The organism is Streptomyces sp. NPDC046335, assembly GCF_055587985.1.
Map to the genome: position 1 here is coordinate 102,066 of NZ_JBVJFF010000013.1, position 22,231 is coordinate 124,296.

Sequence of the window (22,231 nt, forward strand, 5' to 3'; positions counted from 1 at the left end):
CGGTCGAACGACAGGGCTGCGGTGAGGGCGAGCGAGGCTACCGCCGCCAGGCCGCATCCGACGTGTTTCCAAAGGTGGGCCCTTCCTCCGGTGGCCCCTTCGCGGGCACGCCGCAGGTACGCACCCGGGCAACTCCCCTATATGCCAACCGAGAACGGGACAGTTCTTGATCGCGTTTGGCCAGTTGTGGTATCGCCCTGCCGCCCGCGGCGGCGCTACTTTCACTCACGCTCACCTCACAGACAACGCACAGCAGGGGGAAAACAACGATGCGCCGCACAAGAACCCGCCTGGGCAGAGGGCTCGGAGCGCTCATAGCCACCGCGACGGCCGCCGCGGGCCTGGCCGCCACCCCGGCAGCCGCCGCACCGGCCGCGCCCGCCGCGGCCCAGCAGAAGGCCGAGCCCGGCCAGACCTGTACCGCAGCCGATCTCGGCAAGCGCCACCCGATCATCAAGACCACCGAAGTCACACCGACGATCACCCACTTCAAGGGCTGGTACGTCACCGAGGGCACGACCGGCAGCCAGACCGTCTCCACCAACACCCAGACCACCATCTCGGTCACCCTCGGCCTCAACGGCAACGTGCAGGGCAGCTTCGCCGTCGAGGCCCTCGGCACGGTCGGCGCGACCCTGGGCCTGAACGTGCAGGTCAACTACACCTCCACCAGCAGCGTGTCGGACTCCATCACCTGGAACTTCTCCCAGCCCGGCTACTACGGGCTCTACAAGGGCACGAAGAAGGCCACCGGCACCTACGGCAGCCTCAACTGCAACCGCGTCCAACAAGGCGACGGCAGCCACGCGTTGAAGTGGGTCGAGGGCCCCGACCGCGGCAGCTACACCACCTACACCACCCTCGAGGAAGGCGCGGTGCGCTGCGAGGACAAGGTCCCCGCCAACAGCATCATGGCCAAGGCACAGACCCTGCTGGACTGCGGCAGCGCCACCGCCAAGGCCAAGCACGCGGCGGGCCCGGTCCCCTCGGCGAAGGCCACCGCGGCCCGGGACGCGGCCGAGAGCGCCGCCAAGGCCACCAAGAGCGCCAAGGCCACCAAGGCCACCAAGAGCGCGAAGAGCGCCCCGGCCGCCGCGCCCACCACGCCCACCGCACGGGCCGCTCTCAACTGTGGCACCGACGCCTACAAGATCGCCGTACCCGGCAAGCCCCTGTCCTGGGGCGCGCCGCTCCTGGCGGACGACGGTGTCCGCCTGCGGCCCTCCAGCATCTTCAGCGCCCATCTGGACAACTGGCGGCTGTGCAACGTGACGGAGAACAATGGGGTCCTTGAGGCGACCCTGTGGAACTGGGGCAACGGCGGGTGCGCGACCATCGGCGGGCAGAACCCGGCCACCGAACGGGCGGCCCTGATGACGGTCACCTGCACCGAGGACGACCTCCAGCGGTTCTACATCTACCGCGACGTACCCGGCAGCTCGAAGATCGGCGTGCAGAACAAGTACACCGGCTCCATGATCGGCCATGACCGCTACGCCGACGGCGAGTTCTTGCGCCAGTACAGCAGCGGCAGGCCGGACGGCACCGGCACCTACGACCTGGTGAAGGTCTGACCGCCAACCAGCCGTGACCGCTCGGGCCCCGGCCGACACCACCGGCTGGGGCCCGACCCCTCCCCGTGTAATGTTCAGTAGCGTTCTGCACTCATTACGGAGGGGGTCGCGTGGATGCCGCAGTCGTACGTTCATGGGTGGAGGGCTGGGTCGTCTCGCGCGGAGCCGCGCCACCGGTGTCCGAGCCCTGGGGCTTCACCGTCGACGTCGGGCTGGACGGTCATGTCACCCGGCACGTCCTGACGGATGCCGACGAGTCACTGGTCCGTAAGCTGACGGAGACGGTCACCGCCCCGGGCACCTGGCTCAAGCTCTTCTTGCCGCCGCGGACTGTCGCCTCGTGGGCAGCGCCCGGCTGGCGCCTCGATGACGACGGTTTCCTGATGTCGGCACTGCTGCGGCCACAGGCCGCAGTGGCTCCCCACGGCTACCAGGTGCGTACTTGGGCGCGGGGCGGCGTCACACGGGTGCTCGTCATCACGGAGGATGGTGCGTTCGCCGCCCGTGGTCAGGTCGCCGTACCTGGTCCTGGGCGCACCGCCGTCTTCGACCAGATCGAGACTTCGGCGGCCCACCGTCGCAAGGGACTCGGCAGCCTCGTCATGCGGACGCTTGAGAACGCCGCTGTCGCCTCGGGCTCCTCGTCCGCCGTGCTGGGCGGGACGGTCGAGGGGCGGGCACTCTACGAGTTCCTGGGGTGGCGCACCCTCGGCCCGCTGACCGGTCTGATCCGCGAGGTTCCGCCGCGGAGGCAGGAGATGTGAGCGGACGTGAGGGGCCGTTCGCCGGAACGGTGTCTCGTGCCGTGCCGCCGCCGGAGAGACCGCTGAGGGCGTGTCCTGTCGGACTGACGGGCCGAGTAAATCCAGGTGCGGCCGTTCGCCCCGATGGTGTGGGATGCGGGACATGACGATCGTTCTGAACGAGCCCGGTGTCGACGGGTTGACCGGGGCCGTGGATGCCCTCCGCGCATGGCAGGACGACCGCACGCCTCTGCAACTCCATCCGGGAGACCTCGGCTGGGCCTGGGCGCTGGGCGCGGAGAGGCTGGCCGCGGCCGTCCGCACCTGGAGCGTGGACGGACGGATCATCGCGGTCGGGTACCTGGACGCCCCTGATGTGCTGCGCCTGACGACCGCGCCGGACCTGCGACAGGACGGGAATCTGGCGCGCCAGTTGCTGGCGGACCTCGATGATCCGGAGCGCGGGGTCCTGCCGCCCGGGAAGGTCGGCCTCGAAATCCCCGACGGCGCCCTGCTCCGCGACGTCCTCCTGGAGGCGGGCTGGAATCTGGACGAGCCGTGGACGCCGCTGCGCCACGACCTCGCCGAGCCGGTGAAGGACTCCGGCCTGCGGATCGAGGTAGCCGGTCCGGAGACGGCGGGGGTGCGGACCGCGGTGCACCGCTCGGCGTTCGGCAGCCCGGCGTTCACCGAGGAGATCTGGCATGTCCTCGCGGCCGGGCCGGTCTACGCCGATGCCCGCTGCCTGATCGGCTACGACGACCAGGACAACGCGGTGGCCGCGGCGACGGTCTGGTCGGCCGGGCCCGGCAAGCCCGGCCTGCTGGAGCCGGTGGGCGTGCACGCCGACCATCGCGGTCGCGGCTACGGGACGGCGATCGGCGTCGCCGCTGCGGCGGCGCTGCGTGAACTGGGGGCATCAAGCGCACTCGTCAGCACCCCGAGCTCGAACGCTGCCGCCGTCGCCGCCTACCGGGCGGCTGGATACGAGCCGTCGTCCGAACGGCTGGACGTCAGCCGAGCCGCCTGAAAATGATCAGGCGGCGCTATCGGACAGGCCGCGTCGCTGCCCCTGGCGGCCGGTGTGGTGTGAGACGAAGCCGGCTCATCGTGAGCCCGCCCGGCGAACGTTCGCCGGGCGGGCTTTGTCGCGGGTGCGGTTCAGGCGGGGGTGATGTTCTCCGCCTGGGGGCCCTTGGGGCCCTGGGTGATGTCGAAGTTCACCTTCTGGCCTTCCTGGAGCTCACGGAAGCCCTGGGCGGCGATGTTGGAGTAGTGGGCGAAGACGTCGGGTCCGCCGCCGTCCTGCTCGATGAAGCCGAAGCCCTTTTCCGCGTTGAACCACTTGACGGTTCCGGTGGCCATATTTGTCCTCCAAGGGGACTCGAAGTCGGCCCCGCACCGTGCGGGGACCGGAGGTGATCGCCCTGGTCCTCAGAGACTCTGAACGACAGGGCCGCCGGTGAACGCCTGCCCACCGGTGACCCAGTACTTCGGTTCGGAACCATGACAGCTGTTCTGACGCTACACCGGCCCGCCCTCTCGTCCCGTGAGAACACACAGGTGAGAAGGGGTACGAATCCTCTGTTTACGAGAGGCGCTGCGGGCGGCGCAACCCAGGGTGACGTGACCTCAGCGGCCGGACGCCTGGCCTCGGCCGGGCACTGTCGGAGTGCTCGCAGCCTCCGCCTCGGCTTTGGCGTCGCTCACCGCGGCGGCGGCCTGTTTCGTGGCCTCGTCGACAGCCGTGGCGGCGTCCAGTGGCAGCGTCGTGTCGGGCTGTCGGGCCGGTGCCCCGCCCTCGTCCGGTGCTTCGTGGGTGTCCGCGGTGGTTGTCGCCAGGGCTGGAGCAGCGGGAGCGGGGTTTGAGGGACTCTCCGCCGCGTGGTCACCGAACGCGCTGGTGACGGTGCGGACCGCCTCCGTCAGCTCTCCCGGAATCACCCAGAACGTGTTGTTGTCACTCTTCGCCAGGTGCGGAAGTGTCTCGAGGTACTTGTAAGCCAGGATCTTGGGATCGGCGTTGTTGCGGTGGACGGCCTGGAAGACGCGCTCCACTGCCTTCGCCTCACCGTCGGCCCGCAAGATCATGGCTTGTTGCGTGCCCTGTGCTTCGAGGATGTCCTTCTGCCTCGTGCCTTCCGCGGTGAGGATCTTGGCCTGCCGCTCACCCTCGGCGTGCAGAATGGCCGCGCGCTTGTCACGTTCGGCCCGCATCTGCTTCTCCATCGCCTCTTTGATCGTGTTGGGCGGGTCGATGGCCTTGATCTCGACGCGGTTGACCCGGATGCCCCACTTGCCGGTGGCGTCGTCGAGGACCGCGCGAAGCTGGGCATTGATGACCTCACGGGAGGTGAGCGTCCCCTCCAGGTCCATGCTGCCGATGACGTTCCGCAACGTGGTCACGGTGAGCTGATCGATGGCCTGAAGGTAGTCAGCGACCTCGTAAGCAGCCGCCCGCGGATCAGTGACTTGGTAGTAGAGCACGGTGTCGATGTTCACCACGAGGTTGTCCTCGGTGATCACCGGCTTGGGGTCGGACGAGTACACCTGCTCGCGTACGTCGAGTTTGGTGTTGATGCGGTCCGCCACCGGCAGGACGAAGTTCAGCCCGGGCTGAAGGGTCCGGCGATACCGGCCGAACCGCTCCACGTTGTAGCGGCGGGCCTGCGGGACGATCCGCACAGTGGAGGCCACGAGGAAGACGACGAATATCGCCGCCACGAGAATCACGATCACAATCGGTTCCACGCTTCCTCCATCGCTCTGGGCGCCGGCCGTTCTACGGGAGAAGTTCGCGGGGGTAGACGATGGCTGTAGCGCCTTCGATCTCCAGCACGTCAACCAGCCCGCCCACCGGGATCACATGGCTTTCGTCGAGAGCGCGGGCGGACCATTCTTCGCCGGACAGTTTGATCAGGCCGTGAGTGGCGGTCACCTCCTGCAGGACCTCCGCACGCTTGCCGATCAGCGCGTCGCTGCCCTCACGTGTGAGCGGTGGCTCGGTCATGTGCCGCAGGGCAATGGGCCGGATGATCACCAAGCCCGCGACCCCTGTCGCCGCCAGAGCCACGAGCTGGCCGAGGATGCCGACGCCCACTCCGGCGACTACGGCGGTGACCAGCGCGGCACCCGCCAGCAGGCCAAAGATCAAGGTCAGGGTAAAAAACTCCACGGCACCAAGCGCCGCGGCGGTAAGCAGCCACACGAACCACGGCATCGGATCGGCCTCCCTGAGGGGGACTCTCCTTCCAAGCTACCCCCCGGAACGCCTGAGGGAATAGATTCCTGGCGCACACTGGCACGGACACCGACTCCTGCACGTGCCTGCCGGCCATCGACCGGCCGCAGGTGGATGTGCCGCAGACGCGCCAACTCTGCGAGGCGATGAAGGCGAACGGAAGCGGTTTTCTGCTCGGGGGCGGGCTCATGTGCGAGGCGTTGGCCGACCGGTTGGCTAAGGCTTCGCGCCACTTCTGGTGAGCCGGGTGCGGACGGGTGCGCAGGGGCGCATCGCACGGATGTTTCGTCCTGCCCGTGAGGCAATCACGCGTGGCACGTGCCAGAACCGTGTTCCCGTCCCGAGGTGAGGGCCGTGATGATGCCGTGGAATATGTAATTCCGGGCGCCGGCGAGTACCCGCCCAAGTGTGCGAAATGCATTCGCTCTCCACGGCGAGCGGGGCGTTTGGGGCTGGCTTGTTCATGCCCTTCCCCCGTGGAGAGGTGGCGCGCGCAAGGAGTGGCCGGATCGAGAAGGTGCCGTTCTGTGGGGGCGGTCCCGATGTTAGGCTCGCCTATGTCTCATTCCCTGGGTATTTCGTGCCCTGGGTCTTTCGCGTCCCTGCATCCTTCGCGTCGTCCCCTGAATCCTTCGCGTTCCCGTACCTTTCGGCTTCCCCGTGTCTTACGGTGTGCTGCGTCGCGATCTGGCGTATGTAATTTTTACAGGTGTTGTTGATTTTCTTCGTCGAGGCGTGGGAAGGTCTTCACCATCGGTGCTGAGTTCGTACGGCAAGAGATTTTTGGAGTGTGAACAGGAGTAAGCATGCCCCTGGGGTACTTATTCGGCGGTGGCGTCGGTACCGAACCGTACGGAATCGAACTGTATGAGACGTCACCGCTCGTACGGCGGCTTTATGCAGAGATATCAGGTTGGACCGGCCTCACGGCCGAACAGATTCTGCGCGGCGAGCTGCCCGAGGGGCGGGAGCGGCGGCACAGCGCGGGCACGGTAGGCGAAGCGGCGCTCGCCATCGCCGTGTACGACCTCCTGGCGGAGGCGGGCCTGAGGCCGGACGTGGTCGGCGGGCTGAGTCTGGGCGCGATGACGGCCAGTTGTCTGGCCGGCGCCCTGGACCGCCGGTCGCTGTTCACCATGCTGGCCCGGACGGCCGACGCCCCAGGTCCCCGGCCCGAGGACGCCGACGAGGGCATGGCCCTCGCCTATGTGCGGGCCGAGGAAGCGCAGTCCCCGCCGCCCTGGCAGGGCCGCCCCGACGTCCATCTCGCCGCTGACTTCGGCCCCGTCGTGGATGGTTCGCGGCGCATCCTCATGCTCGCCGGTCACCGCACGGCACTCGACCGCCTGGCCGCCGAGTCCGCTCCCGGCACGATCGTGCCGCTGCCCGGCCGCACCAACGCCGTTCACTCCCCGCTGCGCAAGCCCTTCCGTGACTTCATCGCGCCCCACGTGGCGAAGATGCCGTTCGCCGACCCCCGCATTCCGCTGCTTTCCTGCCTGGAGCGCGGAGAGCTGAAAACGGCGGACGATGTACGTGAAATGTTCGAGCGGAATCCCACGGACCCGACCAGTCTGGTCGACATCTACGAGGGGATGCGGAGCCACGACGTGCGCCTCGGTCTCGTCATGGGTTCCGCAATCCCCGAAGGAATGATCGCTTTCCCGTTCCCCGTTGTTCACGTCAAGAACGCCGAGCATATACAACTCGCTGTCAATACCGCTTACGATCTCGGAATCAGCTTCTCCGGAGGCAACTCCGGAACACGGGGACACTGACATGTGGGGGGCCGAGCACGAAAAAGAGCCGGGGGAAATCCACACGACCGACCCCGACGTACTCGTCAAGAAGAGGCTCGACGTCGACATCGACGAATGGACCCGCAGAGTCGTGCGGCGCACATTCGACGCCGATGGCGGAAGCCCCTATTGGCTGAGCCGCCGCGAGCGGTTCGACTTCGACCCGTATGACATCACGCGGTACGAAGAGCTCACGGGCACCCCTTGCCGCGTCTTCCGCACCCGCGTCATGCTCCACCACCGCGCCGTCTGGCGCCGCTGGTCCTTCGTCCACGAAGGGTTCACACCCGGCCGACGTCGAGCGCTACACCGACCACCTCCTGGACCAGATCGACTACGCCCTCGACCAGCGCGGCATCGACTGCCTCAACACCGCCCCCGCCCTCTTCGCGGCGCTGTGCCGACGCTCGCCCGAGCACGTCGTGGTCCTCGCCGGCGCACGTGCGACGGCGTCGCCGACGTCCGGCCCCTCCAGATCGCCGGCAGCGCGCCGGAGGGCCTGTACTGACGGGACACCCGCCGGCGAAGAGGCGCCCGCCGAGAACCGCAGACCCCCGCGGACCCTTCCGTAGCCTCCCCACAGACCCCCCGAGAGCCACCCGCGCCGACGCCGACGCGGGGCCCGAGCCGGGCGCCCCAGCGTCCTGGCGCGCCCGCGCGGCCCCATACACCGGCCCGCGGCCCCCCGCAGTCCCTGTCCCGTTGCCCCCTGTGCGTGCTGAGGAGCCATGGCGTGAACGTGCCCGATTCCCCTGCCGGGACCTCCCTCCTGTGGGCCCTGTCCGGTGACAGCAGGGGCGCCCTCGCGGCGCAGGCGCGACGGCTGCGCGACCACCTGCGCACCCTGCCCGAGTGGAGCCCCGCGGACGTCGGGCTCGCCCTCGCCCGCGCCATGGCCACCCAGGGGCGACGCGCCGCCCTCGTGGCCCGGGAAGGCGAGGAGTTCCTGGACCGCCTCGACGCGCTCGCCCACGGACGCGGCACCCTCGGCCTCATCGAGGGGCCCGGCGGGCCCGGCACCGGCGTCGCGTTCATCTTCCCGGGGCAGGGCTCCCAGTGGCCCCGCATGGCCACCGAACTGCTCGTGTCCGCACCGGGGTTCAGGAAGAGCATGGACGCCTGCGCGCAGGCACTCGAACCCTTCGTCGACTGGTCCCTCATGGACGTGCTGCGCGCCACCGACGGCGCGCCCGCCCTGGAGCGCCCCGATGTCGTGCAGCCCGCCCTGTTCGCCGTCGGCGTCAGCCTGGCCGGACTCTGGCGCGAGCACGGCGTGGAACCGTCCGCGGTCCTCGGCCACAGTTGCGGCGAGATCTCCGCCGCGGCCGTCAGCGGCGCGCTCTCCCTCGACGACAGCGCCCGCGTCGTCGCCCTGTGGAGCCAGGCGCAGGCCACCCTGTCAGGGCGCGGCGAGATGGTCTCCGTGATGGCTCCCACCGCCGACGTGGCGGCCCGACTGGAGGAGTACCACGGGCAGTTGGGGGTCGCCGCCGTCAACGGTCCCAGCTCCGTGATCGTGTCGGGCGACACCGCCGCCGCCACGGACCTCGTCACCCGGCTCACCGCCGAAGGCGTCCACGCGCGCCGTATCGCCGTCGGGCTCGCCGCCCACTCCCCGCACATCGACGCCATCGTGCCGCGTCTCCACTCCGACCTGGCCCCGGTCCGGCCGCTCCCCGCCGACCTGCCGTACTACTCGGGCCTCACCGGCGACCGGCTCCCCGAACCGGTCCTGGACGCCGGCTACTGGGCGCGCAACCTGCGCGGCACGGTCCGCTTCCACGAAGCCACCGAGGCCCTGTTGCGGGACGGCCACCACGCCCTCCTGGAGATCAGCCCGCACCCGGTCCTCACCACCGCCCTCCAGGCGACCGCCGCCGAACAGAACGTCACCGCCCACATCGGCGCGACCCTGCGCCGCGGCCACGGAGGCCGCACGCAGTTCCTCACCGCGCTCGGCGAGGCGTACACGCACGGTGTCACCCCGGACCGCGCGGCCGTCTTCGCGGGGCTCGGCGCCCGCCCCGCCGAACTGCCCGACGACCTGTGGGAAGCGGACGACGACGCCACCACCGAGGACCCCGGAGCCGCCCTCCGCGACGAGCTGTCCCGCCTCACCGCCACCGGACAGCGCGAGCGGCTGCTGCGTGTCATCGGCCAGGAGGTCGCCGCGGTGCTCGGCGACGCCGGGCCCATCGACCCCCACGCCACCTTCACCGGCCTCGGCCTCGACTCCGTGACCGCGGTGGAGATCCGCAACCGCGTCGCCGCGGCCACCGGCGCCGAGGCGTTGCCCGTGACGGCCGTCTTCGACCACCCGACGCCGACGGCGCTCACCGAGGCCCTCAGGGACGAACTGCTGCCCGGCCCGTCCCAGGCGGGACCGCGAACCGAGCGACAAGCCGGGCGAGACGACACGGAGGCGCGCGGCGCGGCCGCCGCGGCCACGAACGACGACCCGGTGGCGATCGTCGCGATGGGCTGCCGCTACCCCGGCGGCGCCGACAGCCCGGAGCGCCTGTGGCGGCTCCTTTCGGACGGCACCGACGCCGTGACACCGTTCCCCGACAACCGCGGCTGGCGCACCGAGGGCGCCTGCGCCCCCGAGGACGTCGCCTCCGGCCGCCACTATCAGCGCGAGGCCGGGTTCCTGCACGAAGCCGACCGCTTCGACGCCGAGTTCTTCGGCATCTCGCCCCGCGAGGCACGCGTCATGGACCCGCAGCAGCGGCTCCTCCTTGAGACGTCCTGGGAAACCCTCGAACGCGCAGGGATCGACCCGCACACCCTGCGCGGCAGCCGCACCGGCGTCTACGTAGGCGCGATGACCATGGACTACGGCCCCCGCCTCCACGAGGCGGAGGACGGCAACGGCCACCTCCTCACCGGCAACACCGGCAGCGTCGCCTCCGGCCGCATCGCCTACGCGCTCGGCCTCGAAGGCGCCGCGGTGACCGTGGACACCGCCTGCTCCTCCTCGCTCGTGGCCCTGCACCTGGCGGTACAGGCGCTGCACCGCGGCGAGTGCGACCTCGCGCTCGCGGGCGGCGCGACAGTGATGCCCACGCCGGGCATGTTCGTGGAGTTCAGCAGCCAGGGCGGCCTGGCTGCCGACGGCCGCTGCAAGGCGTTCTCCGCACAGGCCGACGGCTTCGGCCTCGCCGAGGGCGTCGGGATGCTCCTCCTGGAGCGTCTGTCGGATGCCCGTCGTCATGGCCGTCGGGTGTTGGCGGTGGTGGCGGGGAGTGCGGTGAATCAGGACGGTGCGAGCAATGGGCTGACGGCGCCTAATGGGCCGAGTCAGCAGCGGGTGATTCGTGCGGCGCTGGCTGACGCGGGGTTGTCGGCGCGGGATGTGGATGCGGTGGAGGCGCATGGCACCGGGACCACGCTGGGGGATCCGATCGAGGCGCAGGCGCTGCTTGCCACGTATGGCCAGGAACGTCCGGAGGGGCGGCCGCTGTGGCTGGGCTCCCTGAAGTCCAACATCGGCCACACCCAGGCCGCCGCCGGTGTCGGCGGCGTCATGAAGATGGTCCTCGCGATGCGGCACGGGAGGCTGCCTCGGTCCCTGCACATCACCGAGCCGACGCCGTACGTGAATTGGAGCGCGGGTGACGTACGCCTGCTCGACGAACCGAGGCCCTGGCCGGAGTGTGACCGCCCCCGGCGGGCCGGCGTCTCCGGATTCGGGATCAGCGGGACGAACGCGCACGTGATTCTGGAGCAGGTGCCGGAGGTGGTTTCTGCTGAGGTTGCTGATGTGTGTGGGCCGGTGCCGTGGGTGGTGTCGGGGAAGTCGTCTGCGGCGTTGCGGGAGCAGGCGGGGCGGTTGTTTGAGGTGTGTGGTGGGGGTGTGCGGGTCGGTGATGTGGGGTTGTCGCTTGCGGTGACGCGGGCGGTGCATGACTGCCGGGCTGTGGTGGTGGGTGACCGGCAGCAATTGCTGGAGGGTGTGCGGGCGTTGGCGTTGGGGGAGCCGTCTCCGTTTGTGGTGGAGGGGCGGGCGTCGGTGTCCGGGGGGACGGTGTTCGTGTTCCCGGGGCAGGGTGCGCAGTGGGCGGGTATGGCGCGTGAGCTGCTGGATGAGTCTCCCGTCTTTGCGGCAAGCATGCAGGAGTGTGCGGCGGCTCTTGGTCCGTTTGTGGAGTGGTCGTTGTGGGAGGTGGTGCGCTCGGGTGTGGGGCTTGAGCGGGTGGATGTGGTGCAGCCGGTGTTGTTCGCGGTGATGGTGTCGTTGGCGGAGGTGTGGCGGTCGTACGGGGTGGTGCCTGCCGCGGTGGTGGGGCATTCGCAGGGTGAGATTGCGGCGGCGGTGGTGGCGGGGGGTTTGTCGCTGGCGGATGGTGCGCGGGTGGTGGCGTTGCGCAGCCGGGCGATTGTGGGGTTGGCCGGGCGGGGCGGGATGGTGTCGTTGGCGGTGTCCGCGGAGCGGGCTGGCGAGTTGGTTGGGGGGTGGCCGGGGTGTTTGTGGGTGGCGGCGGTCAATGGTCCCTCGTCGGTGGTGGTTTCCGGGGACAGCGGTGCGTTGGAGGAGTTGCTGGAGTCCTGCGAGCGGCAGGGGGTGCGGGCGCGCCGGATCGATGTGGACTATGCCTCGCATTCGGCGCACGTTGAGGCTATTGAGCAGGAGTTGGCTGACGCACTGGAGGGGATTGCGCCGGTTCGGGGTGGGGTGCCGTTGTGGTCGACGGTGAGGGGGGAGTGGCTGGATACCTCGGTGATGGATGCGGGGTATTGGTATGCGAATCTGCGGGGGACGGTGGGTTTTGAGGCTGCTGTGCGGGGTTTGGCGGGTGCGGGGTTTGGTGCGTTCGTCGAGGTGAGTCCGCATCCGGTGCTGGCCATGGCGGTTGAGGAGACGTTGGAGGCGGCCGGGGCAAATGCTGTGGTGGTGGGCACGCTGCGGCGGGACGAGGGTGGTCTGCGGCGCATGCTGCTGGCCGCGGGTCAGGCCCACGCGTACGGCATTCCGGTTGACTGGTCGGCCGTTTTCGGAGGCACCGGGGCCACCCCCACCGAACTGCCCACCTACCCCTTCCAGCGCGAGCGGTTCTGGCTGGAGACCGCGGAGCCGTCGGCCGATGGGACCGGTGAGACGGACGGTCTGTGGGAGGCGCTCGTCGGCGCGGAGCCCGCGCGGCTCGCCGAGACGTTGCGGGTGACTCCCGCGGCCCTGGACGAGGTGCTCCCCGCGCTGGCCGCATGGCGTGCCGAACGGACGCGGGAGCGGCGCGTCGACTCCTGGCGGCACCGCGTGGGCTGGCAGCCGTTGGACCTGCCGCCCGCCGCGGCGCCGGACGGGCGCTGGCTCGCGGTGTGTCCGGACGAGGGGGTCGCGGGCGACGGGGCCGGGAACGAGGGGGCCGCGGAGGCCCTCGTACGCGGGCTCATGGCCATCGGCCTCGACCTCACCGTCGTACCCGTCGAAGGGCCCGGGACGAGCCGTGCCGCGCTGGCCGCCCAACTCGAATCCGCCGCCGGGGAGTTACCTGTGGCCGGGGTCCTCTCGCTGCTCGCGGACGAACGCCGGCCGCACCCCGGGCACGCGGAGCTGCCGGGCGGGCTCGCGCTCACCCTCACGCTCGTGCAGGCGCTCGGTGACGCGGGCATCGACGCGCCGCTGTGGTGCGTGACGCGCGGCGCGGCCGTGGTCGAGGCAGGGGAACGGCCGGGGGCCCACGTGTACGCGGCCGTCGCGGGGCTCGGCCGCTGTGCCGCGCTGGAACACCCCGACCGCTGGGGCGGGCTGGCCGACCTGCCCCGCGAGCCGGACGAGCGGACTCTGCGGCGGCTGTGCGCCGTGCTGGCGTCCGTGACCGACGAGGACCACGTGGCGGTGCGGTCGACCGGGGTCCACGGCCGGAGGCTGCTGCCCGCCGCGGTGCGCGACGGCCTGCCCGTCCCCGACGAGGCGTTCGGGCACGGCACGGTCCTCGTCACCGGTGGCACCGGAGGCGTCGGCGCCCACGTGGCGCGGTGGCTGGCCGCGCAAGGCGCGGGGCACCTGCTCCTCGTCGGCCGGCGCGGGCCTGAGGCACCGGGTGCGGACGCGCTGTCGGCGGAGCTGGAGGAGGCGGGTACGGCCGTGACCGTGGCGGCCTGCGACGTCGCCGACCGGGAGCGTGTGGCCGAACTGATCGGGACGCTGCCGCGGGACCGCCCGCTGACCGCTGTCGTGCACGCGGCGGGAGTCCTCGACGACGGCATGCTGGACGCCCTCACCCCCGAGCGGCTCGCCGTGTCGCTGCGGGCCAAGGTGACCGCTGCCGACGTCCTGCACGAGGCGACCGCCCACCTCGGCCTCTCGGCCTTCGTCGTCTTCACCTCCCTGATGGGGGTCGTGGGCAACGCGGGGCAGGCCAACTACGCGGCCGCCAACGCCGCGTTGGAGTCCCTCGTCGCCTCCCGGCGGGCCGACGGCCTGCCCGGCACGGCTCTCGCCTGGGGTGCCTGGGCCGCCGGTGAGGGCATGCTCGCCGACGGGGTCGCCGGGCGGCTGCGGGACCGCGGTCTGCCCTCCATGGACCCCGCGGCGGCCGTCACCGCCATCGGGCGTGCCCTCGCCGAGGACGACGAGCTGGTGGTCGTCGCCGACGCTGACTGGCGGCGGTTCGCCGACACGACGGGACCCCGGGCCGCCACCCTGCTCGCCGGACTGACCGGCAGGGACGAAGGCAGCGGCGAGAGCCGGCCCGATGTGCCGGAAGGCGCGTTCCGCGAGCGGGTCGCCGCCGTGCCCGCCGCCGAGCGGGCCCGGTTCGTCACCGACGTCGTCCGTACGCACGCGGCGGCCGTCCTGCGGCACACCGCCCCCGACGCCGTACACCCCGGACGGGCCTTCACCGACATGGGTTTCGACTCGCTGACGGCCGTCGAGCTGCGCAACCGGCTGGCCGCCGCGACCGGCGTACGGCTGCCCGCCACCGTGCTCTTCGACCGTCCCACACCGGCCGTCCTCGCCGACCACCTCCTGAGCGAACTCGGGACGCCCGGTGGGCCGGGTGCGGGAGAGGGACCCGCCGGCGACCGGTCTTCGTACGAGACGTCCGCGACGTCCGCCGTCCCGGCCGGCCACGACGGCGAGCCCATCGCCGTCGTGGGCATGGGCTGCCGGTTCCCGGGCGGCGTACGGCGCCCCGCCGAGCTGTGGCGGCTGCTCACCGAGGGCCGGGACACGGTCACCGACTGGCCATCGGACCGGGGCTGGGACACGGCCGGGCTCTACGACCCGGACCCCGACCGGACAGGCACCACCTACTGCACGCAGGGCGCGTTCCTGACGGACGCCGCCGGCTTCGACGCCGAGTTCTTCGGGATCTCGCCGCGCGAGGCGCTCGCCATGGACCCGCAGCAGCGGCTCCTCCTGGAAACGTCCTGGGAGGCCGCGGAGCACGCCGGGCAGGACCCGGCCGCGCTGCGCGGGCGCCGTGTCGGCGTGTTCGTCGGCACCAACGGCCAGGACTACATGGGCATCGCCGGAGCCGACCCCCAGGTGTCCGAAGGGCACCTCCTCACCGGCAACACGGCCAGCGTGATGTCGGGCCGCATCTCCTACGTCCTGGGTCTCGAAGGGCCCGCCCTCACCGTGGACACGGCCTGCTCGTCGTCGCTGGTGGCCGTGCACCTCGCCGCGCAGGCGCTGCGGCGCGGAGACTGCGACCAGGCGTTCGCGGGCGGCGTGACGGTGATGAGCACGCCCCGCCTGTTCGTCGAGTTCAGCCGCCAGCGCGGCCTGGCCCGCGACGGCCGGTGCAAGGCCTTCGGGGCGGGCGCGGACGGCACCGCGTGGGGTGAGGGCGCCGGAGTGCTGCTCCTGGAGCGGCTGAGCGACGCCCGGCGCGAGGGTCACCGGGTGCTCGCCGTCATCCGTGGCTCGGCCGTCAACCAGGACGGTGCGAGCAACGGCCTGACCGCCCCGAACGGGCCCTCCCAGCAGGCCGTCATCCGTGCCGCGCTCGCCGACGCCGGTCTGCGCCCGCACCAGGTCGACGCCGTCGAGGCGCATGGCACCGGCACCGTGCTCGGCGACCCCATCGAGGCGCAGGCGCTCCAGGCCGTGTACGCGGGACGTCCCGCCGAACGGCCGCTGTGGCTCGGCTCGGTCAAGTCCAACATCGGGCACACCCAGGCCGCGGCCGGAGTCGCCGGGCTCATGAAGATGGTGCTCGCCCTCGGCGCCGGAGAACTGCCCGGCACGCTCCACGCCGACGAACCGAACCCGCACATCGACTGGTCCGGCGGCGACGTACGGCTGCTCACCGCGCCCACGCCCTGGCCGGAGGCGCGAGAGCCGCGGCGGGCCGGGGTCTCCTCGTTCGGCATCAGCGGCACCAACGCCCACATCGTCGTGGAACAGGCGCCACCCGCCGCGGCCCCGGTGACGGACGCCGCGGTCCCGGTGACAAACGCCGCGGCCCCGGTGGCGGACGGCTCACCCGGCACGGATGTCGCCGTGCCGCTGCTGCTGTCAGCCCGCACCCCGGACGCCCTGCGCGCACAGGCCGCCCGACTGCGCACGTATCTCGGCGAACACCCCACCGGTGACCTCGCGGACGTGGCCCACGCCCTCGCCACCCGGCGTGCCGCGCTCGACCACCGCGCCGCCGTCCTCGGCCACGACCCCGACGCGGTCCTCGCCGCCCTGGACGCCCTGGCCGACGGGGCGTCCTCCGGGCGGCTCGTCACCGGTCACGCGGGCACGCACGGCCGCACGGCCTTCCTCTTCCCCGGCCAGGGCAGCCAGCGGCCGGGCGCGGGCACCGAGCTGTACCGCACCGAACCGGCCTTCGCCGACGCGCTCGACGACGTCCTCACCCACCTGGCACCGCATCTCTCCCCGGACCTCGGACTTCCGCTGCGCGACGTCATGTTCGCCGCCCCCGGCACCGAGAACGCCGTACTCCTGGACCGCACCGGCTGCACCCAGCCCGCGCTGTTCGCCCTTCAGGTGGCGCTGTTCCGGCTGATGGAGCACTGGGGCGTACGGCCGGACGCACTGCTCGGGCACTCCATCGGCGAGCTCGCCGCCGCGCACGTGGCCGGGGTCCTCGACCTGCCGGACGCCTGCGCCCTGGTCGGCGCGCGCGGCCGTCTCATGGACGCGCTGCCCGGCGGTGGCGCCATGGCGGCCGTGGAAGCTGACGAGGAGGAGGTACGGGCGCTGCTCGCCGAAGCCGGCGCCGACGCGGACGGCGTCTCGATCGCCGCCGTCAACGGGCCCCGCTCCACCGTCCTGTCCGGTGACCGCACACCTGTCCTGCGTCTCGCCGGGGCCATGCGGGCACAGGGCCGCCGCACCAAGGAACTCGCCGTCAGCCACGCCTTCCACTCGGCGCGCATGGCGGCGATGCTCGACGAATTCCGCACCGTGGCACGGCGGATGACGTACGGGCCGCCGCGCATCCCCGTCATATCCAACCTCACCGGTGAGCGCGCCACCGCCGAGGAACTGTGCGACCCCGAGTACTGGGTGCGGCACGTGCGCGGCACCGTCCGCTTCCTCGACGGCGCCCGCACCCTGCTGGCGGAGTCCACCACGAGCTGCCTCGAACTCGGCCCCGGCGTCCTGTCCGGCCTCGTCGAGGAGTGCCGCACCGCCGAGGATGACTGCCGCGCCGTACCGCTGCTGCGTGAGGGGCACGCCGAAGCCGAGTCGCTGGCCAAAGCCGTCGCCACCCTGCACGTACGAGGTGTGCCCGTCGACTGGACCGCGGGCCTCCCGGACCACGCGCCCCCGCTCGACCTGCCCACCTATCCGTTCCAGCACCGCAGGTACTGGCCCGCGCCGAGCCCGGCGAGCACCGCGGGCCCCGCCGACGCGGCGGACGCCTGGACCTACCGCGTCACCTGGCGCGCCCTGCCCGACCCGGCCCCCGTCCGGCTTTCCGGCACCTGGCTGCTCGTCGTGCCCGGGGCGGCCGCCGGCGCGCCGCTCGCCGAGGCGTGCCGGGGCGCGGTCACCGAGCACGGCGCCGACGTGTCCGTCCTCGCCGTCCCCGAGGGCACCGACCGGTCCGGGCTCGCGGCACACGTACCGTCCGGTGTGAACGGCGTGCTGTCGCTGCTCGCCCCCTCCACCGGGCCCGAGACCACCCTCCTCCTCGTCCAGGCCCTCGGCGACGCGGGCGCCGACGCGCCGCTGTGGTGCGTCACCACCGGCGCCGTCACCGTGGACGGCACCGGCCCCGACCACCCCGAACAGGCCCAGGTGTGGGGGCTCGGCAGGGTCGCCGCACTCGAACACCCGCAGCGCTGGGGCGGCCTCGTGGACCTGCCCGAGAAGCCCGACGGCACCGCCCTGCGGCGCCTGTGCGCCCTGCTGGCCGGGGCCGTGCGCACCCACGACGGCGGCTGCGCCGAGGACCAGGTGGCCGTCCGCGACGACGGCCCGTACGGCCGCCGCCTGGTCCGGGAGCCTGCCGCCGCCGATGACCGCCACGCGCCGGACCGCCACGCGCCGGACCACGGCGCGCCCGAGTGGACCGTACGCGGCACCGTCCTCGTCACCGGCGGCACCGGAGGCCTCGGTGCTCAGGTGGCCCGCCGCCTCGCCCGCAGCGGCGCCGACCACCTCGTCCTGACGGGCCGCCGAGGACCGCTCGCGCCAGGCGTCGCCGAACTCGTCGGGGAGCTCGACGCGTCGGGCACGCGTACCACCGTCGCGGCCTGTGACGTCGCCGACCGGTCGGCCCTCGCGGACCTCCTCGCCCGTCTCGCGGCCGACGGCGACACCGTACGGGCCGTCTTCCACGCGGCCGGTGTCACCTCCGGCACCCGGATCGCGCACTGCACGACCGAGCTGCTCACCGAGGAGACCGCGGCCAAGGTGCGCGGAACCGCCCACCTCGACGCCCTGCTCGGCGATGACCTGGACGCCTTCGTGCTGTTCTCGTCGGTCTCGGCCGTCTGGGGCAGCGCGGGACAGGCCACTTACGCGGCCGCCAACGCCTTCCTCGACGCCGTCGCCCAACGGCGGCGCGCACAGGGGCGCCCCGCGACCTGCGTGGCCTGGGGGCCGTGGGCCGGTCCTGGCATGGCACAGGGGGAGACCGGCGCGGGGCTGCGCCGCCTCGGCCTGGTCCCGATGGCGCCCGAGGCGGCGCTCGGCGCGCTGTGGCGGGCCCTGGAGCGGAACGACAGCGGCATCGCCGTCGCGGACATGGACTGGCCGCGCTTCGCCCCGGCCTTCCGCTCCGGCCGTGAGAGCGCCCTGTTCAGCGACCTTCCCGAGGCGGCGGCCGAGCCGGTCCGGGACGCGGAGTCCGACGCCGCCGCCCGCTGGCGCGAGCGGCTCGCCGGCCTGTCCGACGCCGAGCGGCGCCGCGTGCTCACCGAGTTCGTGCGCACCGAGGCCGCCGCCGTCCTGGGGCACGACTCGACGGCGGCCGTCGACACCGGACGGCCCTTCCACGACATCGGCTTCGACTCGCTCACCGCCGTCGAACTGCGCAACCGCCTCGCCGCGGCCACCGGCCTCACCCTGCCCGCGAGCACCGTCTTCGACCATCCGACGGCCACCGCGCTCGGCGACCGCCTGCACGGCGAACTGACCGGCGCCGCCTCCGAGCCGAAGGACGCACCACATGCGTTCACCGCCTCCGCCGCCGACGAGCCGCTGGCCGTCATCGGGATGGCCTGCCGCTTCCCGGGCGGCGTGCGGAGCCCCGAGGACCTGTGGAACCTCGTCGTGGGCGAGCGGGACACGATCGGCCCGCTGCCCGACGACCGCGGCTGGCCGCTCGACGCCCTCTACGACCCCGACCCCGAGCGCGAGGGGACCTTCTACACGACCGGCGGCGGATTCCTCGACGGCGCGGGCGACTTCGACGCCGAGTTCTTCGGGATCTCGCCGCGCGAGGCCCTCGCCATGGACCCGCAGCAGAGGCTCCTCCTGGAGACCTCGTGGGAGGCCCTGGAACGCGCGGGCCTCGACCCCAGGTCGCTCCGCGGCAGCCAGGGCGGCGTCTACCTGGGCGTCGCCGGGCAGGGGTACGGCAGCGGGCCGCACGACCCGGCCGCCGACGTGGAGGGCCACCTGCTCAGCGGCACGGTCACGAGTGTCGCCTCCGGACGCATCGCCTACACCCTCGGCACCGAGGGCCCCGCCGTCACCGTCGAGACCGCCTGCTCCTCCTCGCTGGTCGCCCTCCACCTGGCCGGGCAGGCGCTGCGTGCCGGGGAGTGCTCCTTCGCGCTCGTCGGCGGCGCCGCCGTCATGGCGTCCCCCGACGCCTTCGTGGAGTTCAGCCGCCAGCGCGGGCTCTCGCCCGACGGCCGCTGCCGGTCGTTCGCGGACGCCGCCGACGGCACCGGCTGGGGCGAGGGCGTCGGTGTCGTGGTCGTCGAACGGCTCTCCGAGGCCCGCCGCCGGGGGCACCCCGTGCTCGCCGTCGTACGGGGCTCCGCCGTCAACCAGGACGGCGCCAGCAACGGCCTCACCGCCCCGAGCGGCCCCGCGCAGGAGCGCGTCCTGCGCCGGGCGCTCGCCGCCGCCGGGCTGACCGGGGGCGACGTCGACCTCGTCGAGGCACACGGCACCGGAACCACCCTCGGCGACCCCATCGAGGCACAGGCCCTGCTCGCCGTCTACGGCCGGGACAGGACCGGGGACCAGCCGCTGTGGCTCGGCTCGCTGAAGTCCAACATCGGCCACACCCAGGCCGCCGCGGGCGTCGCCGGCGTCATCAAGACGGTCATGGCCCTGCGCCACGGCCTGCTGCCCCGCACCCTCCACGTCGACACGCCCTCCACGAACGTCGACTGGTCCAAGGGGGCGGTACGGCTGCTGACCGAGGCCCGGCCGTGGGACGACACCGGCCGCCCGCGTCGCGCAGGGGTCTCGTCGTTCGGCATGAGCGGCACCAACGCGCACGCCGTGCTCGAACAGGCCCCGGACGACACCCCGGTGGCCGCACCGCTCGCCGCGCCCGCGGCACCGGAACCGATCGCCGGGGACACCGTGGCGCTGCCGCTGTCCGCGGCCTCCGCGCCCGCCCTGCGCGCCCAGGCCCGCCGACTGCGCGAACACACCGAGGCCGAACCCGAGCGGCCCCTCGCCGATCTCGCCCACGCCCTCGCCACCACCCGCACCGCCTTCCGCCACCGCGCCGCGGTGACCGGCCGCACCCGGCAGGAGATCCTCGGCGCGCTCACGGCCCTGGGGGACGGGGCGCCCGCACCCGGCGCCGTCACGGGCCGCGCGGGCGAGGCACGCGCCGTGTTCGTCTTTCCGGGTCAGGGGTCGCAGTGGCCGGGGATGGCGCGTGAGTTGCTGGAGTCCTCTCCGGTGTTCGCGGCTCGGTTGGGTGAGTGTGCGGAGGCTCTTGGTCCGTATGTGGAGTGGTCGTTGTCGGAGGTGGTGCGCTCGGGTGAGGGGCTTGAGCGGGTGGATGTGGTGCAGCCGGTGCTGTTCGCGGTGATGGTGTCGTTGGCGCAGGTGTGGCGGTCGTACGGGGTGGAGCCCGCCGCGGTGGTGGGTCACTCCCAGGGGGAGATCGCCGCTGCCTGTGTCGCCGGGGCACTGTCCCTCGATGACGCCGCCCGCGTCGTCGCCCTGCGCAGCCGGGAACTCCTGCGCCTCGCGGGCCGCGGCGGCATGGTCTCACTGGCCGCGCCCGAGGAACGCGTACGGGAGATGCTGCTGCCGTACGACGAGCGGATCGGTGTGGCCGCGGTCAACGGTCCGCAGGCCGTCGTCGTCGCGGGCGAACCCGCCGCGCTGGAGGGGCTGCTCGCCGACTGCGAACGCGAGACCGTGCGGGCCCGGCGGCTGCCCGTCGACTACGCCGCCCACTCCGCCCAGGTCACCGACGTCGGCGACGCGCTGCGCACCGCCCTCGCCGCCGTACGGCCCCGGACGCCCGACGTGCCGCTGTACTCCACCGTGACCGGGGACATCATCGACGGCGCCACCCTGGACGCCGCCTACTGGTACCGCAACCTGCGCGAGCCGGTCGAGTTCGCGCGCGCCACCGAGACCCTGCTCACCGCCGGGCACGACCTGTTCATCGAGATGAGCCCGCACCCGGTGCTGACCGCCGCGGTCGCGGGCACCGCCGAGCGGGCGGAGCTGCCCGTGGCTGTCGTCGGCACCGTACGCCGCGACGACGGCGGCACCGACCGCCTCCTCGGCTCGCTCGCCGAGGCATGGACGCACGGCGCCCCCGTGGACTGGGCCGCCGTGCTGCCCCCGCCCACCAGCGCCCACGTCCCCCTGCCCACCTACGCCTTCCAGCACGAGCGCTACTGGCTGCCCACCCCGGGCCGGTCCGCCACCGCGGCGACGGCGGCGGCGCCCACCGCCCCGCGACCCGCCGCCGGGCCCTCCGAAGCGGATCCCGCGGCCGAACTCGCCGCGCGGCTCGCCCCGCTGGACGAGGCCGACCGCCGCCGCACCGTCCTCGACCTGGTCCTCACGCAAGCCGCCGCCATGCTCGGACACTCCGGCGCCGCGGCCGTCGAGCCCGAACGGCCCTTCACCGACGCCGGGTTCGACTCGATGCTCGCCATGACGTTCAGAAACCGCCTCAGCGCCGCGACCGGGATCCCGGTGCCGCCCACCGCGGTCTTCGACCATCCCACGCCCGCCGCGCTCGCCGCCCACCTCCACGAACGGCTCGGCGCGCCACCCGAACCCGAGCGGCCCGTACTCGCCCAACTGGACCGGCTCGCCGACGCCCTGGCCACCGCGGGCACGGAGACGGCCGACGCCGACGAGATCGGCGCCCGCCTGCGGGAACTGCTGCGCGCCTGGGACGGCCGCAGGACGCGGGACGGCGGCGCCGACGGGGCGGAGGGCGCCGACACGACCACCGCCACCGCCGATGAACTCTTCGAACTGCTCGACAACAATTACGGCGCCTGAGGGAGAAG

At 72.6% G+C, this 22,231-nt stretch carries 8 protein-coding genes; 5 read left to right on the top strand and 3 right to left on the bottom strand.

Going from position 1 to position 22,231, the window contains the following annotated elements:
* Window positions 1-269 precede the first annotated feature (269 nt).
* The 3 genes from ACZ6JY_RS30610 to ACZ6JY_RS30620 all read left to right on the top strand — a co-directional run bounded on the left by ACZ6JY_RS30610 (window position 270) and on the right by ACZ6JY_RS30620 (window position 3,347).
* Complete coding sequence (locus ACZ6JY_RS30610; RefSeq protein WP_469201004.1) at window positions 270-1,574, top strand: hypothetical protein; 1,305 nt, start codon at window positions 270-272, stop codon at window positions 1,572-1,574.
* A 110-nt stretch (window positions 1,575-1,684) separates the two neighbouring features.
* Entirely contained in the window at window positions 1,685-2,338 is a 654-nt protein-coding gene (locus ACZ6JY_RS30615; protein ID WP_469201006.1) for a GNAT family N-acetyltransferase, read from the top strand.
* A gap of 142 nt (window positions 2,339-2,480) precedes the next feature.
* Window positions 2,481-3,347, top strand: a complete 867-nt coding sequence (locus ACZ6JY_RS30620) for a GNAT family N-acetyltransferase (RefSeq protein WP_469201007.1) — start codon at window positions 2,481-2,483, stop codon at window positions 3,345-3,347.
* 131 nt (window positions 3,348-3,478) lie between these two features.
* Here the strand turns inward: ACZ6JY_RS30620 and ACZ6JY_RS30625 are convergent, their stop codons facing one another.
* The 3 genes from ACZ6JY_RS30625 to ACZ6JY_RS30635 form a co-directional block, all read right to left on the bottom strand.
* Window positions 3,479-3,682 (bottom strand): cold-shock protein, encoded by a 204-nt coding sequence (locus ACZ6JY_RS30625; protein WP_469201009.1) that lies wholly within the window; start codon window positions 3,680-3,682, stop codon window positions 3,479-3,481.
* Between the two features lie 267 nt (window positions 3,683-3,949).
* On the bottom strand, window positions 3,950-5,068 hold the full coding sequence (locus ACZ6JY_RS30630) for an SPFH domain-containing protein (protein WP_469201011.1): 1,119 nt from the start codon (window positions 5,066-5,068) through the stop codon (window positions 3,950-3,952).
* 31 nt (window positions 5,069-5,099) lie between these two features.
* Window positions 5,100-5,537 carry an NfeD family protein gene (locus ACZ6JY_RS30635; protein ID WP_469201012.1) on the bottom strand — a complete coding sequence of 146 codons (438 nt, stop codon included), beginning with the start codon at window positions 5,535-5,537 and terminating at the stop codon, window positions 5,100-5,102.
* 827 nt (window positions 5,538-6,364) lie between these two features.
* On the opposite strand from ACZ6JY_RS30635, the gene ACZ6JY_RS30640 reads away from it, so the two are divergent.
* On the top strand, window positions 6,365-7,336 hold the full coding sequence (locus tag ACZ6JY_RS30640; protein WP_469201013.1) for an ACP S-malonyltransferase: 972 nt from the start codon (window positions 6,365-6,367) through the stop codon (window positions 7,334-7,336).
* 754 nt (window positions 7,337-8,090) lie between these two features.
* Window positions 8,091-22,223 carry a type I polyketide synthase gene (locus tag ACZ6JY_RS30645; RefSeq protein WP_469201015.1) on the top strand — a complete coding sequence of 4,711 codons (14,133 nt, stop codon included), beginning with the start codon at window positions 8,091-8,093 and terminating at the stop codon, window positions 22,221-22,223.
* The last annotated feature ends 8 nt before the right edge of the window (window positions 22,224-22,231 follow it).

Bases quoted from the DNA above. Each gene is read 5' to 3' on its own strand.
- ACZ6JY_RS30625 (WP_469201009.1), bottom strand. From the start codon at position 3,682: ATGGCCACCGGAACCGTCAAGTGGTTCAACGCGGAAAAGGGCTTCGGC.
- ACZ6JY_RS30635 (WP_469201012.1), bottom strand. From the start codon at position 5,537: ATGCCGTGGTTCGTGTGGCTGCTTACCGCCGCGGCGCTTGGTGCCGTG.
- ACZ6JY_RS30640 (WP_469201013.1), top strand. From the start codon at position 6,365: ATGCCCCTGGGGTACTTATTCGGCGGTGGCGTCGGTACCGAACCGTAC.
- ACZ6JY_RS30620 (WP_469201007.1), top strand. From the start codon at position 2,481: ATGACGATCGTTCTGAACGAGCCCGGTGTCGACGGGTTGACCGGGGCC.
- ACZ6JY_RS30610 (WP_469201004.1), top strand. From the start codon at position 270: ATGCGCCGCACAAGAACCCGCCTGGGCAGAGGGCTCGGAGCGCTCATA.